Below are 13,813 nucleotides of genomic sequence, written 5' to 3'. Positions count from 1 at the left end.
CGATCAACCCTCCTTCACGGGAGCGGGCGCCGACTGGCCGCTGTCTTTCAAAGCCTTGGTCACTTCCGGCGGCATGTATTTTTCGTCGTGCTTGGCCAGGACTTCATCGGCCACCACCACGCCTTCGGCATTGAGCTTACCCAGGGCGACGATGCCCTGCCCTTCGCGAAACAGGTCCGGCAGGATGCCACGATAGGTGATGGTCACGGTCTTGTTGAAATCGGTGACGTTGAATTTCACGTCCAGCGAGTCCCCGGAACGCACCAGAGACCCCTCCTCCACCATGCCGCCGGCACGAATGCGCGTGTCCTTGGGCGCTTCGCCGTTGGCAATCTGGGTCGGGGTGTAGAACAGGTTGATGTTCTGTTGCAAGGCGCTCAGGGCCAAGCCGACTGCGGCGCCGACCCCCACCAGGATGGCAAGAATGATGACAAGACGTTTTTTGCGCAGCGGATTCACTGACCATTCTCCCGGCGCAGACGACGCGCCTCTTGTTGCAGATACCGCTTGCGGGCCAGGATCGGCGCCGCCACGTTGAGGGCCAGCACCGCCAGGCAGATGCCATAGGCGGACCAGACATACAGGCCGTGATGGCCCATGGCGAGAAAATCGCCGAATGATGCAAAACTCATCGAGCGGCCTCCAGGCTGTTCTGTACTTCGGCCTTCACCCAACTGGCCCGGGACTCGCGCTTGAGCACTTCCAGGCGCATGCGCAGCAGCAGCACCGCGCCGAAGAAACAGTAGAAACCCAGCACGGTGAGCAACAGCGGCAGCCACATTTGCACAGGCATCGCCGGTTTTTCGGTGAGGGTGAAGGTCGCGCCCTGGTGCAGGGTGTTCCACCAGTCCACCGAGTACTTGATGATCGGGATGTTGATCACGCCGACAATCGCCAGTACCGCGCAGGCCTTGGCGGCGCTGTCACGATTGCTGATGGCGTTGCCCAGCGCAATAAGACCGAAGTACAGAAACAGCAGGATCAGCATCGACGTCAGTCGGGCATCCCAGACCCACCATGAGCCCCAGGTCGGCTTGCCCCAGATCGCCCCGGTGACCAGCGCTACGGCGGTCATCCAGGCACCGATCGGCGCGGCGCATTGCAGGGCCACGTCCGCCAGTTTCATCTTCCACACCAGCCCGACCACGCCACACACCGCCAGCATCACGTAGATGGACTGGGCCAACAGCGCCGTGGGAACGTGAATGTAGATGATGCGAAAGCTGTTGCCCTGCTGGTAGTCCGGCGGTGCGAAGGCCAGGCCCCAGACCACGCCGATGCCTATCAGCAGCAGTGCGGCGATGCTCAACCAGGGCAGCAGTTTGCCGCTGATGCCGTAGAACCACTTGGGTGAGCCGAGCTTATGAAACCAGGTCCAGTTCATTGCTGTTTCCATCACGGTTGCGACTCGTCATTACGAGTCGCCAGGTCTGCCTTTACTTCAAAAGAAGTGGTCAGTTCTTGACCAGGCCTCATTATTATTCGCCGACGCTGATTTTCAGGCCAGCGGCTATTGCAAAGGGTGTCAGGGTTATCGCCAGGGCGGTCAGGCTCCCAAGCCACAGCAGATAACCGGTTGCCGGCATGCCTTGCAGCGCGGCTTGCAAGGCGCCACTGCCGAGGATCAACACCGGGATATACAGCGGCAGGATCAGCAGCGCCAGCAACAGGCCGCCGCGCTTCAACCCCACCGTCAATGCCGCGCCGACTGCGCCGAGTAGGCTCAACACCGGCGTGCCCAGCAACAGCGATACCAACAATACCGGCATGCAGGCAGCGGGCAAGCCCAGCATCATTGCCAGCAGCGGCGAGAGCAGCACCAGTGCCAGGCCGGAAAAAACCCAGTGTGCCAGTACCTTGGCCAAAACCAGAAGGGCCAGGGGGTGCGACGAAAGGACCCACTGTTCCAGGGATCCGTCCTCGAAATCACTGCGGAAAAGCCCGTCCAGCGAGAGCAGGACCGATAAAAGGGCCGCCACCCAGACCAGCCCCGGCGACAAGGTTTGCAACAATTGAGTCCCGGGACCGACCGCCAGCGGGAACAGTGCGATGACAATCGCGAAGAACACCAGCGGATTGGCCAGTTCGGCCGGACGGCGGAACAACAGGCGCGCCTCGCGGGCAAGCAGCAGGCCAAACACACTCATACAGCCCAGTTCCCAAGATCGATGTTGCGATAACCGGATGGCATCCGCGCCAATGTGTGGTGAGTGGTCAACAGCACCATGCCGCCACGCTCGCAGTGCCCGGCCAGGTGCTCCTCGAGCTGCGCCACGCCCTGCTTGTCCAGGGCGGTGAACGGCTCGTCGAGAATCCACAGCGGCGGGCTGTCGAGATATAACCGGGCCAGGGCCACGCGGCGCTGCTGGCCGGCGGACAGGGTGTGGCACGGCACGTCTTCGAAGCCGCGCAGGCCCACCGTCGCCAGCGCCTGCCAGATCGCCTCGCGCCCGGCCGGTCGATGCAGCGCGCAGAGCCAACTGAGGTTTTCTTCAGGCGTCAGCAAATCCTTGATGCCAGCGGCATGGCCGATCCAGAGCAGATTGCGGGCCAGTTCGCTGCGCTGGCTGTGCAACGGCTGGCCATTGAGCAGCACTTGGCCGGCAGTCGGCTGCATCAACCCGGCCAACAGGCGCAACAGGCTGGTCTTGCCACTGCCGTTGGGACCGCTGATCTGCACCATATCGCCAGGCGAGAGTCTCAATTGGAGATTCTCGAAAAGCAGCCGCAAATCTCGCTCACAGGCGAGGCCAACGGTTTGCAGGAGAGGACTGGTCAAGGGATAGCGGGCCTTATACGGTTCAAGTCGGCAATGCAGCGGCCGTTAAAGAGGTGCAGCATAGATGCTTTGGCGGCCGGTTCCACAGAGCTGCGTCAAACAATTGCAAGGTTTTCGCCACTCCCTGAAAGACCGGCGGCATTATACATGTCATGCCCCAGGGGGCGTGCTCAATTAGTTTCCCAAGGTAAGACCGCAGATGACAGGCGACATGAACATCCCGCCGTTGCCTCAGGCCTCGGCAACAACCCGTATGCCGGCGGTCACGGGCGAGCTGCTCAAATTGCTGACGCCGGTCGAAGGCCTGATCGGTGCGGGCCAGACCGCCAAGGCCGAGGTGTTGTCGCTCAAGCAGGCGGAACAGACCTTCCAGCTGTTGCTCAAGGTCACCCTGGAGAGCGGTCGCCAAACCACCGTGCAAGCCACCAGCACCCAGCCATTGCCCCAAGGCACCAGCCTGGCCGTGACTCAGCCGTCCGCCAGCAACCTGGCGATTACCGTGCAGCAGGCCATCGCCTCGAGCGTCGCCACCCTGACCCGTATCGACACGGCACAGATGCCGGTCGGCACGCTGCTGCAAGGCAAGGTACTGACCAGCCAGGCGTTGCCGCAGTTGCCGGGGCAACCCGCGGTGTACCGGTCGCTGGTGAGCCTGCTCAACACCGCCCAGGCCGGAAGTACCCTGGACATCGACAGCCCGCAACCGCTGCGCATCGGCACGCTATTGAGCGCTCAGGTACAAGACGCCCAAACCTTGAAATTTGTCCCCTTGAGCAACCGCCAGGAACAACTGGCGGTGAGCCAGCAACTGGTCACGCAGATGAGCCGCCAGGGCTCGTTGGACAGCCTGGTCACCGCGCTGCAAAACACCGCGCTGCAAAAGCTTCCGGCCAGCGACGACACTGGCGCCGAGTTGCGCGCTGCGGTGACACGCCTGTTGGCGGGCCTGCCCGACATCCAGCAACTGAGCACACCCAAGGGCCTGGCCCAGGCCATGGCCGCCAGCGGCGCGTTCCTGGAAAGCAAACTGCTGGCCGGGCAAGTACCGAGCCTGGCGCCAGACATGAAGGGCGATCTGCTGAAACTGATCGCCCAACTGACCCCGGCCCTGCCCGCCTCAACCAACCTCGCCGCCATCATCGCCGCCAACACCTTGGCCCAGGCGCTACCCAGCTTCGTGCGTAACGCCCTCGGCACCCTCGGCCAGGTCAGCGTCAAGCCGCAACCCACCAGTTTCCCCCTGCCTTCGCGCCTGTTGAAAGGCCAGGACGATGAAGGCGACCTGGAACATTTGTTGCGCCTGGCCGCCGCCGCCGTGTCGCGCCTGCAAAGCCATCAATTGTCGAGCCTGGAACAGACGGGCCTGACCGACGACGGTCGATTGATGAGCACCTGGCAGTTGGAAATCCCCATGCGCAACCTGCAGGACATCGTGCCGCTGCAGGTCAAGTTCCAGCGCGAGGAAACCCCGCCCCGGGAGGAGTCACCGGAACGCCGTGAAGAACGCGAGCCGAAACAGCAGCTCTGGCGGGTCGAGCTGGCGTTCGACATGGAGCCACTGGGGCCGCTGCAGATTCAGGCCCAGTTGCTCAGCGGCAGCCTGTCGAGCCAGCTATGGGCAGAGCGGCCGTATACCGCCAACCTGATCGAAAACAATCTGACCGCGCTGCGTGAACGCCTGGTGACCTGCGGCCTGAACGTTGGCGACCTGGATTGCCACCTCGGCACCCCGCCCCAAGGCCCCAAGACGCGACTGGAACAACGCTGGGTGGACGAAACCGCATGACAACCGACACCGCACCACGCCAGGCCATCGCCCTCAAGTACGACGGCCTCCACGCCCCGACCCTCACCGCCAAGGGCGACGAAGCCCTGGCCGAGGAAATCCTGCGGATCGCCCGCGAAAGCGAAGTGCCGATCTATGAAAACGCTGAATTGGTGAAGCTGTTGGCGCGGATGGAACTGGGCGACAGCATCCCGGAAGAGTTGTATCGCACCATTGCCGAAATCATTGCCTTTGCCTGGAACTTGAAAGGCAAATTCCCCCAGGGCTATGACCCGAACGCGCCAAGTGTCGAGAAGGATGTGACCGATCGCGGCGACGATTATTGATCACTGCGATGCTGTTCCTGTGGCGAGGGGATTTATCCCCGCTGGGTTGCGTAGCAACCCCAAAAAAAGCGACTCATTTTCTCTGACTCGCCGGATCGCCCAGATTCAGGACCGCTTCGCGATCCAGCGGGGATAAATCCCCTCGCCACAAAAGCGCACCCCAAAAAAAATCGCAGCCTTCAGCAACGCCTACAGGGGAATGTGAACCCTGTAGGCGCTGCCAAAGGCTGCGATCTCTTGATCTTTCTTGCAGCTTGCCGCTTGAAACTATCAGCCGCCCTTATGCAACTTGCTCATCAACTCCGCCTCGGCCTGGGTCAGGCCGCAGGCTTGGGTCAGTTCGTCGACGCTGGCGCCCATGCCCACCAGGCGAGCGGCCTGGGCGAAGGACAGGCTGGAGGGGTCGCGCTGCTCCAACTGGGCCAGTTTGTCCGGCAACGGAGCGACCACGGCGCGTAGCTCGTGCAGGGCTTCGCCCATGCGCACGGTGCCGTTCTGGTAATCGTCGACGCGTTTGGCCAGGTCCCGGATGCGTTGATCACGCAACGCATCGCCCTGGGCCTGCTGAGCGGCGATCTGCCGCTGGCCGCGTATGTACGCGACAAACATCGCCAGCGTGCCTGCCCAGAAAAGGAACAGGACAATGACTGCTACCTCAAGAATCAAATCAGATACTCTCCAGTTCCGACCATTCCTCTTCGCTCATCATCTTCTCCAGCTCGACCAGGATCAGCAACTCGTTGTTCTTGTTGCACACGCCCTGGATGAACTTGGCCGACTCTTCGTTACCGACGTTAGGCGCGGTTTCGATTTCCGACTGACGCAAGTAAACCACTTCAGCGACGCTGTCGACGAGGATGCCGACCACTTGCTTGTCGGCCTCGATGATCACGATACGGGTGTTGTCGTTGACCTCGGTGGAGTTCAAGCCAAACCGCTGGCGAGTGTCGATCACCGTGACCACGTTACCGCGCAGGTTGATGATGCCCAGCACGTAGCTTGGCGCACCGGGAACCGGGGCGATCTCGGTATAGCGCAGCACTTCCTGAACGCGCATCACGTTGATGCCGTAGGTTTCGTTATCGAGCTTGAAGGTTACCCATTGCAAAATCGGATCTTCGGAACCCTTGAGAGACGACGCCTTATCATTCATACCCTGACCCCTCGAAAAACCGCCTGTGGCGGTGTGTGTTCTGCCCCGTGACGTGGTGCGCCACGGGTTGTCTTATTTCGGTTTCTGAACCGGCTTGGCGCCGCCCAGGTGTTTTGCCCCGCCACTGGCGATCAATTCGGCCAGCTCGGAAACGTCCAGCAAGGCGCACATGTGCTCGATCACCGTACCGGCCAGCCATGGCCGTTGGCCTCGATGGCTGCGCCACTTGATCTCGTTCGGGTCCAGGCGCAGCGAGCGACTGACCTGATGCACCGCCAAACCCCATTCATACCCTTGCACCGAAATCACGTATTGCAGGCCCTGGCGAAAATCATCGCGATAACGGTCCGGCATCACCCAGCGCGCGGTATCCAGCACCTTCAGGTTGCCGGCCTGGCTCGGCAGGATCCCCAGGAACCATTCCGGCTGACCGAACAACGGCGTCAGTTCCTGCCCGGCCAGGGAATATATCGATCCCAGGCATACCAGCGGCACCGCCAGGGTCAACCCGGCCACATCGAACAACAAACACTCGAACGGCTCGGCGGCCCAGGCCGGACGGTCGTCGGTCGGCACCGGCGGCGGGGGGCTGCTTGGTGGCAGATGGACTTCCACCACCGGCGTCACCAGGCCCTGCAGCAACGGTGCAACGGTCGAGACCGGCGCCAGGATCGGCGCAGGCGCTTGCATCACTGCCACCTGAGGCTTGATGAACGGAGCCTCGACTGCCGCGGCAATCACTGTTTTGTGTGCATCACGGGCCTGCTCTTCGAGCACGGCCGCCTGAAATTCATCCAGTCCACCTTCGGCTTCGACGGTCTCGGGCAACGCCTCGATCACGCTCGGTTGCGGTGGCAGTTCTTCGGTTGCTTCCTGCAACAGCCCATCCAGATAAGACTGCAGGGCCAGTTGCGGACGCGAGGTTGTCTTTATCGGGCGGCTCATGGGAACAGTGCGCCACTTGAAAAGGTTATCGGCATGTATGCGCCTGGACTTGAGCGCTCACAAGCGAGTGCAATGCCTTTGGTAAGCCTCGTCACCTTAAGCCACCTGCTGCGAAACGAGCTGCTGGGCCAGCAGGTGCTTGAGCAGCGCCCGGTAGGCCAGCACGCCGCGGCTCTTGCCATCGAATTGCGAAGGGGTCACACCGGCACGGCTGGCGTCACGCAAACGCGTGTCGACCGGAATGTAGCCTTGCCAGATGTCATCCGGGTACATGTCCCGTAGCACGCGCAGGGTGCCCAGGGACGCCTGGGTGCGACGATCAAACAGGGTCGGCACGATGTTGAAGGCCAACGATTGCTTGCGTGAGCGGTTGATCATCGCCAGGGTATTGACCATGCGCTCCAGGCCCTTGACTGCCAGATGCTCGGTCTGCACCGGGATAACTAGTTGCTGGCTGGCCGCCAAGGCGTTGACCATCAGCACGCCAAGCAGCGGCGGGCTGTCGATGATCGCGTAATCGAAATCCTGCCACAGTTGCGCCAGACTCTTGGCGATCACCAAGCCCAGACCGCTTTGTCCCGGGGACTGCCGTTCCAGGGTCGCCAGGGCGGTGCTGGATGGCAACAGGGAAATCCGCTCATCGCTGGTGGACAGCAGCAACTGCCCCGGCAAGCCTTCGGGCACACCGCCCTTGTGCAGGAACAGGTCGTAGTTGCTGTGCTCCAGACTGTCGGGATCGTAACCAAAGTAGCTGGTCATCGAGCCGTGGGGGTCCAGATCGACCATGACCACGCGCTTGCCCGCCTCGGCCAGCAATCCGGCTAAAGCGATGGAAGATGTGGTTTTACCCACACCACCTTTTTGATTGGCGACTGCCCAGACTCTCATTCGGATTGTTCCTCCCGGTCGATAAAGGCTCGACCGAGAAATAGCTCGGTTATAAAGCGGGTGACGGAGAATTGACGGCGCTCTGTCTTCCCGGCGACTTGGGCTGGGTCGGTGCAGTTTGTGTGCCAGCACGCTTCAATGCCGCATCCGGTGTTGCATGGGCCGTGCCGGTCCCGGTCAGGCTGCGGCGCACCTCAAGGTTGCGCGACACCACCAACACCACTCGCCGGTTGCGCGCCCTCCCCTCGGCGGTGGCATTGTTGGCCACCGGCTGGAATTCACCATAGCCCACCGACGCCAGCCGACCGGGGTTTACGCCCTGCATCGCGAGCATGCGCACGATGCTCGCCGAACGCGCCGAGGACAGTTCCCAGTTGGTCGGGTACTGCGCAGTGCGAATCGGCTGGTCGTCAGTGAAGCCTTCTACGTGGATCGGGTTGTCGAAAGGCCTGAGGATCGCGGCCACTTTATCGATGATGTTGAACGCCATGTCGCTGGGCATGGCATCGCCGCTGCCAAACAACAGGCTGGAATTGAGTTCGATCTCAACCCACAACTCGTTGCCGCGCACGGTCATCTGATTGGAGCTGATCAGATCACCAAACGCCGCGCTGATATCATCGGCAATGCTTTTCAACGGATCGCTGCCGCCAGCGATACCGGCATCGACCTGCTCGGAGTCCCTGACCAGCGGTTTGGCAGGCGTGGTGGTCTTGGGCCGCTCATCACCAATGGGGATGGGCTTGAGGGCGCGGTCGGAGTCGGTAAACACGCCGATCAGCGCCTCGGAAATAACCTTGTACTTGCCTTCGTTGACCGAAGAGATCGAATACATGACCACGAAAAAAGCGAACAGCAGCGTGATGAAGTCGGCGTAAGAGACGAGCCAGCGTTCATGGTTGACGTGTTCTTCACGATGCCTGCGACGTGCCATTTTCCATGTCTCCCATCAGTCCATGAAGCCCTGAAGCTTCAACTCAATGGAACGCGGGTTTTCACCTTCGGCGATCGACAGGATCCCTTCCAGCAACATTTCGCGATAACGCGACTGGCGCAAAGCAATGGACTTGAGCTTGGCGGCGATCGGCAGCAGCACCAGGTTGGCACTGGCCACACCATAAATGGTCGCGACGAAAGCCACGGCGATACCACTGCCCAGTTGCGACGGATCGGCCAGGTTGCCCATCACGTGGATCAGGCCCATCACCGCACCGATGATGCCGATGGTCGGCGCATAGCCACCCATGCTTTCAAAGACTTTGGCTGCTTCGATGTCACGGCTTTCCTGGGTGTAGAAATCCACTTCCAGGATGCTGCGGATGGCTTCCGGCTCAGCGCCGTCCACCAACAGTTGCAGGCCTTTGCGCGAGTAGTTGTCGGGCTCGGCGTCGGCCACCCCTTCCAGACCCAGCAAACCTTCCTTGCGGGCGGTCAGGCTCCAGTTCACCACGCGGTCGATGCCCCCGGCCAGGTCGACGCGCGGCGGGAACAGAATCCAGATGAGCACCTGCATGGCGCGCTTGAAGGCGCTCATGGGCGACTGCAACAGCGCCGCGCCCACGGTGCCGCCGATCACGATCAACGCCGCCGGGCCGTTGGCCAAGGCCCCCAGGTGACCGCCTTCCAGGTAATTGCCACCAATAATGGCGACGAACGCCATGATGATGCCGATCAGGCTGAGCACATCCATTACAGGCACGCCTCGACCAGGTGTCTACCGATGTCGTCCAGCCCGTACACCGCGTCGGCCAGATCCGCTTTGACAATCGCCATCGGCATGCCATAGATCACGCAACTGGCTTCATCCTGGGCCCAAATGGCGCTGCCGCCCTGCTTGAGCAGGCGCGCGCCTTCGCGACCGTCGGCGCCCATGCCGGTGAGCACCACCGCCAGAACTTTGTCGCCGTAGGATTTAGCGGCGGAGCCGAAAGTGATGTCCACGCACGGTTTGTAATTGAGCCGCTCATCGCCGGGCAGGATTTTCACCGCGCCGCGACCATCGATCATCATCTGCTTGCCGCCTGGCGCCAACAGCGCCAGGCCCGGACGCAGGATGTCGCCATCCTCGGCCTCCTTGACGCTGATACGACACAGCTTGTCCAGACGCTCGGCGAACGCCTTGGTGAAGGCCGCGGGCATATGCTGGATCAGCACGATCGGCGCCGGAAAGTTGGCCGGCAACTGGGTCAGGACCCGCTGCAACGCCACCGGGCCGCCGGTGGACGTACCAATAGCGACCAGTTTGTAGGCTTTGCGCTTGGGGGCCGGCGACGATGACGTACTGGCGGGCGCGGAACGAGCTGGCGCTGGGGCCGGGGCACTGCGCGCTGGGGCCGGATTGAAGCTGCCCGATGAAGCCGGGGCTGGTGCAGGCGCTGGCGCAGGTATGCTATAGGCACCGACACGCCGGTTGCTGCGGGAAATACTGTGGACCTTCTCACACAGCAACTGCCGAACCTTGTCGGGGTTGCGCGAAATGTCTTCGAAATTTTTCGGCAGGAAATCCACCGCCCCGGCGTCCAGCGCATCGAGGGTCACCCGGGCGCCTTCATGGGTCAGGGAGGAGAACATCAATACTGGGGTCGGGCAGCGCTGCATGATATGCCGCACCGCCGTGATGCCATCCATCATCGGCATCTCGTAGTCCATGGTGATCACGTCCGGCTTGAGCGCCAGCGCCTGATCGATTGCCTCTTTGCCGTTGGTCGCCGTACCGACGACCTGAATACTCGGGTCCGCCGAGAGAATTTCCGAGACGCGGCGGCGGAAAAACCCCGAATCGTCCACCACCAGGACTTTAACTACCATAAACACTCCGTTAGACGAGACGCGGCTGCGGGCCGCGCCCCTCCAGAATCAAATACGCCGTGCGGCGTAACGCTTGAGCATGCTTGGCACATCGAGAATCAACGCGATGCGACCGTCGCCGGTGATGGTGGCGCCGGACATGCCCGGGGTGCCCTGGAGCATCTTGCCTAGCGGCTTGATGACCACTTCTTCCTGGCCCACCAACTGATCGACGACGAAGCCGATCCGCTGGGTGCCCACCGAAAGGATCACCACATGGCCTTCACCCTGCTCGACATGAGCGGCGGAGCTGACCAGCCAGCGCTTGAGGTAGAACAGCGGCAGTGCCTTGTCCCGCACGATCACCACTTCCTGGCCGTCCACCACGTTGGTGCGCGACAGGTCGAGGTGGAAGATTTCGTTGACATTGACCAGCGGGAAGGCGAATGCCTGGTTGCCCAGCATCACCATCAGGGTCGGCATGATCGCCAGGGTCAGCGGGACCTTGATGACGATTTTCGAGCCCTGGCCCTTGGTCGAGTAGATGTTGATCGAACCGTTGAGCTGGGAAATCTTGGTTTTCACCACGTCCATGCCCACGCCACGGCCCGACACGTCGGAAATCTCGGTCTTGGTCGAGAACCCCGGGGCGAAGATCAGGTTGTAGCACTCGGTGTCGCTCAGGCGGTCGGCGGCATCCTTGTCCATCACACCGCGCTTCACCGCGATGGAGCGCAGTACGTTCGGGTCCATGCCTTTGCCGTCGTCGGAGATCGACAGCAGGATGTGGTCGCCTTCCTGCTCGGCGGCCAATACCACCTTGCCGCTGCGGGGCTTGCCTGACTCTTCGCGCTCTTGCGGCGACTCGATACCGTGGTCGACCGCGTTGCGCACCAAGTGGACCAGTGGATCGGCCAGAGCCTCGACCAGGTTCTTGTCCAGGTCGGTCTCTTCGCCCACTAGTTCCAGGTTGATTTCTTTCTTGAGCTGGCGTGCCAGGTCGCGAACCAGGCGCGGGAAGCGCCCGAAGACTTTCTTGATCGGCTGCATCCGGGTCTTCATGACCGCCGTCTGCAAGTCAGCCGTGACCACGTCCAGGTTCGACACGGCCTTGGCCATGGCTTCGTCCTGGCTGTTGAGGCCCAGGCGCACCAGGCGGTTACGCACCAGCACCAGTTCGCCGACCATGTTCATGATCTCGTCCAGGCGAGCGGTGTCGACCCGTACAGTGGTCTCGGCTTCGCTGGCCGGCTTTTCCGCCGGCGCGGCCGCCGGTGCGCGGGCTGGCGCCGGGGCAGCGGCAGCAGGCTTGGGTGTCTCAGCCTTCGGTTCCGGTGCCTTGGCGGCGGGTTTGGCCGCGGCCTTCTCCGCTGGCGCAGCCGCTGTGGCAGTGGCGGCAGGCGCAGTGGCTGTTGAGGCGGTGCCGACTTCGCTGAACTTGCCCTTGCCGTGCAGTTCGTCGAGCAGTGATTCGAATTCGTGATCGCTGATCAGGTCGCTGCCCGCTGCTGCGGCGGCAGGCTTGGCTGGGGTCGGCGCGGAGGCGATAGCCGAATCCAGTGCGTCCACGGCGAAGTTACCCTTGCCGTGCAACTGATCGAGCAAAGCCTCGAACTCATCGTCGGTGATATCGGAGTTGTCGCCCGCCGCTTTCGGGGCGGCCGGGGCACTCGGGGGGGCGACGGCATCCACGGCGAACTGGCCCTTGCCGTGAAGCTGATCGAGCAGCGACTCGAACTCGGCGTCGGTGATTTCATCGCTGGCGGCGGCATCGGCGGCCGGCGCAGCCGGGGCAGCAGGCGCTGCCGGAGCCTGGGCTTGAGCCTTGACGGCGTTCAGCGAGTCCAGCAGTTGTTCGAATTCGTTATCGGTGATGTCGCCTGATTCCTCGGCGACCGGTTCCTCAACCACTGGCGCGGCTACCGGTGCAGCTTCGTCAGCCGACTGCGGCTCGGCCAGGCGCGACAGCGCGGCGAGCAGCTCAGGCGTAGCAGCGGTGATCGGCGAGCGCTCGCGCACTTCACTGAACATGCTGTTGACCGCATCCAGCGCTTCGAGCACCACGTCCATCAATTCCGAGTCAACGCGACGCTCACCCTTGCGCAGGATGTCGAACACGTTTTCGGCAATGTGACAGCACTCCACCAGCTCATTGAGCTGGAGGAAGCCGGCGCCTCCTTTTACAGTGTGGAAACCGCGAAAAATTGCATTGAGCAGATCCGCATCATCAGGTCGGCTTTCCAGCTCGACCAGCTGTTCGGACAGTTGCTCTAGAATCTCGCCGGCCTCAACCAGGAAATCCTGAAGGATCTCTTCATCGGCGCCGAAGCTCATTAATGGGTGCTCCTAGAGGTCTAAAACCTAAAATCCAAGGCTGGACAGCAAATCGTCCACATCGTCCTGACCGGACACAACGTCTTCTCTTTTATCGGCATGAATTTGCGGACCTTCACCCTGAGAGAGATGTTTTTGTGGATCTTTTTCAGCGAGCATCGCTTCACGGTCGTGTTCGATGCCTGCAAAGCGGTCTACCTGGCTGGCCATCAACACCAGTTTGAGCAGGTTGCTTTCCACTTCGGTGACCAGTTGGGTCACCCGCTTGATCACCTGGCCGGTCAGGTCTTGATAGTCCTGAGCCAGCAGAATGTCGTTGAGGTTGCTCGCCACGGCGCGGTTCTCGGCGCTACTGCGCGTCAGGAAACCGTCGACCCGACGGGCCAGCTCGCGAAACTCTTCAGCCCCGACTTCGCGCCGCATGAAGCGACCCCAGTCGGTGCTCAAGGCCTGGGCTTCATCGCTCAGGCCATTGACCAGCGGCGTTGCGTTCTCCACCAGGTCCATGGTGCGGTTGGCCGCGGCCTCGGTCAGCTTGACCACATAACCCAGACGCTCGGTCGCGTCGGTGATCTGCGAGACCTCCTCGGCCTGCGGCATGTTCGGATCGATCTGAAAATTGACAATCGCGCTGTGCAGTTCACGCGTGAGCTTGCCCACTTCCTGATACAGACCGCGGTCACGGGTCTGGTTGAGCTCATGGATCATTTGAACCGCATCGCCAAAGCGGCCTTTCTCAAGGCTGTCGACCAGTTCGCGGGCATGTTTTTTCAGGGTCGATTCGAAATCACCCATTGAAGATTCGTTATCCATAG

16 protein-coding genes are annotated in these 13,813 nt (G+C 61.8%); 2 read left to right on the top strand and 14 right to left on the bottom strand.

Features of this window, described 5'->3' with window-relative positions; translation table 11 throughout:
* Positions 1–3: 3 nt before the first annotated feature.
* The 5 genes from ccmE to ccmA form a co-directional block, all read right to left on the bottom strand.
* A complete protein-coding gene (ccmE, locus tag CRX69_RS13095; protein ID WP_047226274.1) occupies positions 4–459 on the bottom strand; it encodes a cytochrome c maturation protein CcmE in 456 nt (151 codons plus the stop codon).
* Positions 456–632, bottom strand: coding sequence for a heme exporter protein CcmD (gene ccmD / locus CRX69_RS13090; RefSeq protein WP_007939192.1), 177 nt, complete (start codon positions 630–632; stop codon positions 456–458). The genes ccmE and ccmD overlap by 4 nt, the downstream gene beginning before the upstream one ends.
* Positions 629–1,384 carry a heme ABC transporter permease gene (locus tag CRX69_RS13085; protein WP_047226273.1) on the bottom strand — a complete coding sequence of 252 codons (756 nt, stop codon included), beginning with the start codon at positions 1,382–1,384 and terminating at the stop codon, positions 629–631. Before CRX69_RS13085 ends, ccmD begins: the two co-directional genes overlap by 4 nt.
* 94 nt (positions 1,385–1,478) lie before the next feature.
* Positions 1,479–2,147 (bottom strand): heme exporter protein CcmB, encoded by a 669-nt coding sequence (gene ccmB / locus CRX69_RS13080; protein WP_047226272.1) that lies wholly within the window; start codon positions 2,145–2,147, stop codon positions 1,479–1,481.
* Positions 2,144–2,779 (bottom strand): cytochrome c biogenesis heme-transporting ATPase CcmA, encoded by a 636-nt coding sequence (ccmA, locus tag CRX69_RS13075; RefSeq protein WP_047226271.1) that lies wholly within the window; start codon positions 2,777–2,779, stop codon positions 2,144–2,146. The genes ccmB and ccmA overlap by 4 nt, the downstream gene beginning before the upstream one ends.
* Positions 2,780–2,978: 199 nt before the next feature.
* Between ccmA and fliK the strand changes: the two genes are divergently transcribed.
* Together fliK and CRX69_RS13065 are read left to right on the top strand one after the other, a co-directional pair.
* A complete protein-coding gene (gene fliK, locus CRX69_RS13070; RefSeq protein WP_047226270.1) occupies positions 2,979–4,565 on the top strand; it encodes a flagellar hook-length control protein FliK in 1,587 nt (528 codons plus the stop codon).
* On the top strand, positions 4,562–4,891 hold the full coding sequence (locus CRX69_RS13065; RefSeq protein ID WP_047226269.1) for an EscU/YscU/HrcU family type III secretion system export apparatus switch protein: 330 nt from the start codon (positions 4,562–4,564) through the stop codon (positions 4,889–4,891). Before fliK ends, CRX69_RS13065 begins: the two co-directional genes overlap by 4 nt.
* Positions 4,892–5,161: 270 nt before the next feature.
* On the opposite strand, the gene CRX69_RS13060 is transcribed toward CRX69_RS13065, so the two are convergent.
* From CRX69_RS13060 to CRX69_RS13020, 9 genes are all read right to left on the bottom strand, one after another.
* Positions 5,162–5,557 carry a DUF2802 domain-containing protein gene (locus CRX69_RS13060; protein ID WP_047226268.1) on the bottom strand — a complete coding sequence of 132 codons (396 nt, stop codon included), beginning with the start codon at positions 5,555–5,557 and terminating at the stop codon, positions 5,162–5,164.
* Between the two features lies 1 nt (position 5,558).
* Positions 5,559–6,044: a chemotaxis protein CheW gene (locus CRX69_RS13055; protein WP_024778681.1), complete on the bottom strand. Its 486-nt coding sequence runs from the start codon at positions 6,042–6,044 to the stop codon at positions 5,559–5,561.
* 72 nt (positions 6,045–6,116) lie between these two features.
* A complete protein-coding gene (locus tag CRX69_RS13050) occupies positions 6,117–6,989 on the bottom strand; it encodes a CheW domain-containing protein (protein WP_047226267.1) in 873 nt (290 codons plus the stop codon).
* 96 nt (positions 6,990–7,085) lie between these two features.
* Positions 7,086–7,877, bottom strand: a complete 792-nt coding sequence (locus CRX69_RS13045; RefSeq protein WP_047226266.1) for a ParA family protein — start codon at positions 7,875–7,877, stop codon at positions 7,086–7,088.
* 49 nt (positions 7,878–7,926) lie between these two features.
* Complete coding sequence (motD, locus tag CRX69_RS13040) at positions 7,927–8,811, bottom strand: flagellar motor protein MotD (protein WP_047226265.1); 885 nt, start codon at positions 8,809–8,811, stop codon at positions 7,927–7,929.
* 15 nt (positions 8,812–8,826) lie between these two features.
* Entirely contained in the window at positions 8,827–9,567 is a 741-nt protein-coding gene (locus tag CRX69_RS13035) for a flagellar motor protein (protein ID WP_018606553.1), read from the bottom strand.
* Positions 9,567–10,685 carry a protein-glutamate methylesterase/protein-glutamine glutaminase gene (locus CRX69_RS13030; RefSeq protein ID WP_047226264.1) on the bottom strand — a complete coding sequence of 373 codons (1,119 nt, stop codon included), beginning with the start codon at positions 10,683–10,685 and terminating at the stop codon, positions 9,567–9,569. Before CRX69_RS13030 ends, CRX69_RS13035 begins: the two co-directional genes overlap by 1 nt.
* Positions 10,686–10,733: 48 nt before the next feature.
* On the bottom strand, positions 10,734–12,998 hold the full coding sequence (locus CRX69_RS13025) for a chemotaxis protein CheA (protein ID WP_107322136.1): 2,265 nt from the start codon (positions 12,996–12,998) through the stop codon (positions 10,734–10,736).
* Between the two features lie 27 nt (positions 12,999–13,025).
* The gene (locus tag CRX69_RS13020; RefSeq protein ID WP_047226262.1) at positions 13,026–13,811 is read right to left on the bottom strand and encodes a protein phosphatase CheZ; all 786 of its coding nucleotides are present in this window, start codon (positions 13,809–13,811) and stop codon (positions 13,026–13,028) included.
* Positions 13,812–13,813 lie beyond the last annotated feature (2 nt).

Source organism: Pseudomonas rhizophila (assembly GCF_003033885.1).
GTDB classification, from domain to species: domain Bacteria; phylum Pseudomonadota; class Gammaproteobacteria; order Pseudomonadales; family Pseudomonadaceae; genus Aquipseudomonas; species Aquipseudomonas rhizophila.
This window is presented reverse-complemented; position numbering and strand designations above follow the sequence as displayed.

What these genes read in the sequence shown, in the direction of transcription:
- ccmB (WP_047226272.1), bottom strand. Translation starts at nt 2,147, where the DNA reads ATGAGTGTGTTTGGCCTGCTGCTTGCCCGCGAGGCGCGCCTGTTGTTC.
- CRX69_RS13035 (WP_018606553.1), bottom strand. Translation starts at nt 9,567, where the DNA reads ATGGATGTGCTCAGCCTGATCGGCATCATCATGGCGTTCGTCGCCATT.
- fliK (WP_047226270.1), top strand. Translation starts at nt 2,979, where the DNA reads ATGACAGGCGACATGAACATCCCGCCGTTGCCTCAGGCCTCGGCAACA.
- motD (WP_047226265.1), bottom strand. Translation starts at nt 8,811, where the DNA reads ATGGCACGTCGCAGGCATCGTGAAGAACACGTCAACCATGAACGCTGG.
- CRX69_RS13055 (WP_024778681.1), bottom strand. Translation starts at nt 6,044, where the DNA reads ATGAATGATAAGGCGTCGTCTCTCAAGGGTTCCGAAGATCCGATTTTG.
- CRX69_RS13025 (WP_107322136.1), bottom strand. Translation starts at nt 12,998, where the DNA reads ATGAGCTTCGGCGCCGATGAAGAGATCCTTCAGGATTTCCTGGTTGAG.
- CRX69_RS13085 (WP_047226273.1), bottom strand. Translation starts at nt 1,384, where the DNA reads ATGAACTGGACCTGGTTTCATAAGCTCGGCTCACCCAAGTGGTTCTAC.
- ccmD (WP_007939192.1), bottom strand. Translation starts at nt 632, where the DNA reads ATGAGTTTTGCATCATTCGGCGATTTTCTCGCCATGGGCCATCACGGC.
- CRX69_RS13045 (WP_047226266.1), bottom strand. Translation starts at nt 7,877, where the DNA reads ATGAGAGTCTGGGCAGTCGCCAATCAAAAAGGTGGTGTGGGTAAAACC.
- CRX69_RS13065 (WP_047226269.1), top strand. Translation starts at nt 4,562, where the DNA reads ATGACAACCGACACCGCACCACGCCAGGCCATCGCCCTCAAGTACGAC.
- CRX69_RS13030 (WP_047226264.1), bottom strand. Translation starts at nt 10,685, where the DNA reads ATGGTAGTTAAAGTCCTGGTGGTGGACGATTCGGGGTTTTTCCGCCGC.
- CRX69_RS13020 (WP_047226262.1), bottom strand. Translation starts at nt 13,811, where the DNA reads ATGGATAACGAATCTTCAATGGGTGATTTCGAATCGACCCTGAAAAAA.
- CRX69_RS13050 (WP_047226267.1), bottom strand. Translation starts at nt 6,989, where the DNA reads ATGAGCCGCCCGATAAAGACAACCTCGCGTCCGCAACTGGCCCTGCAG.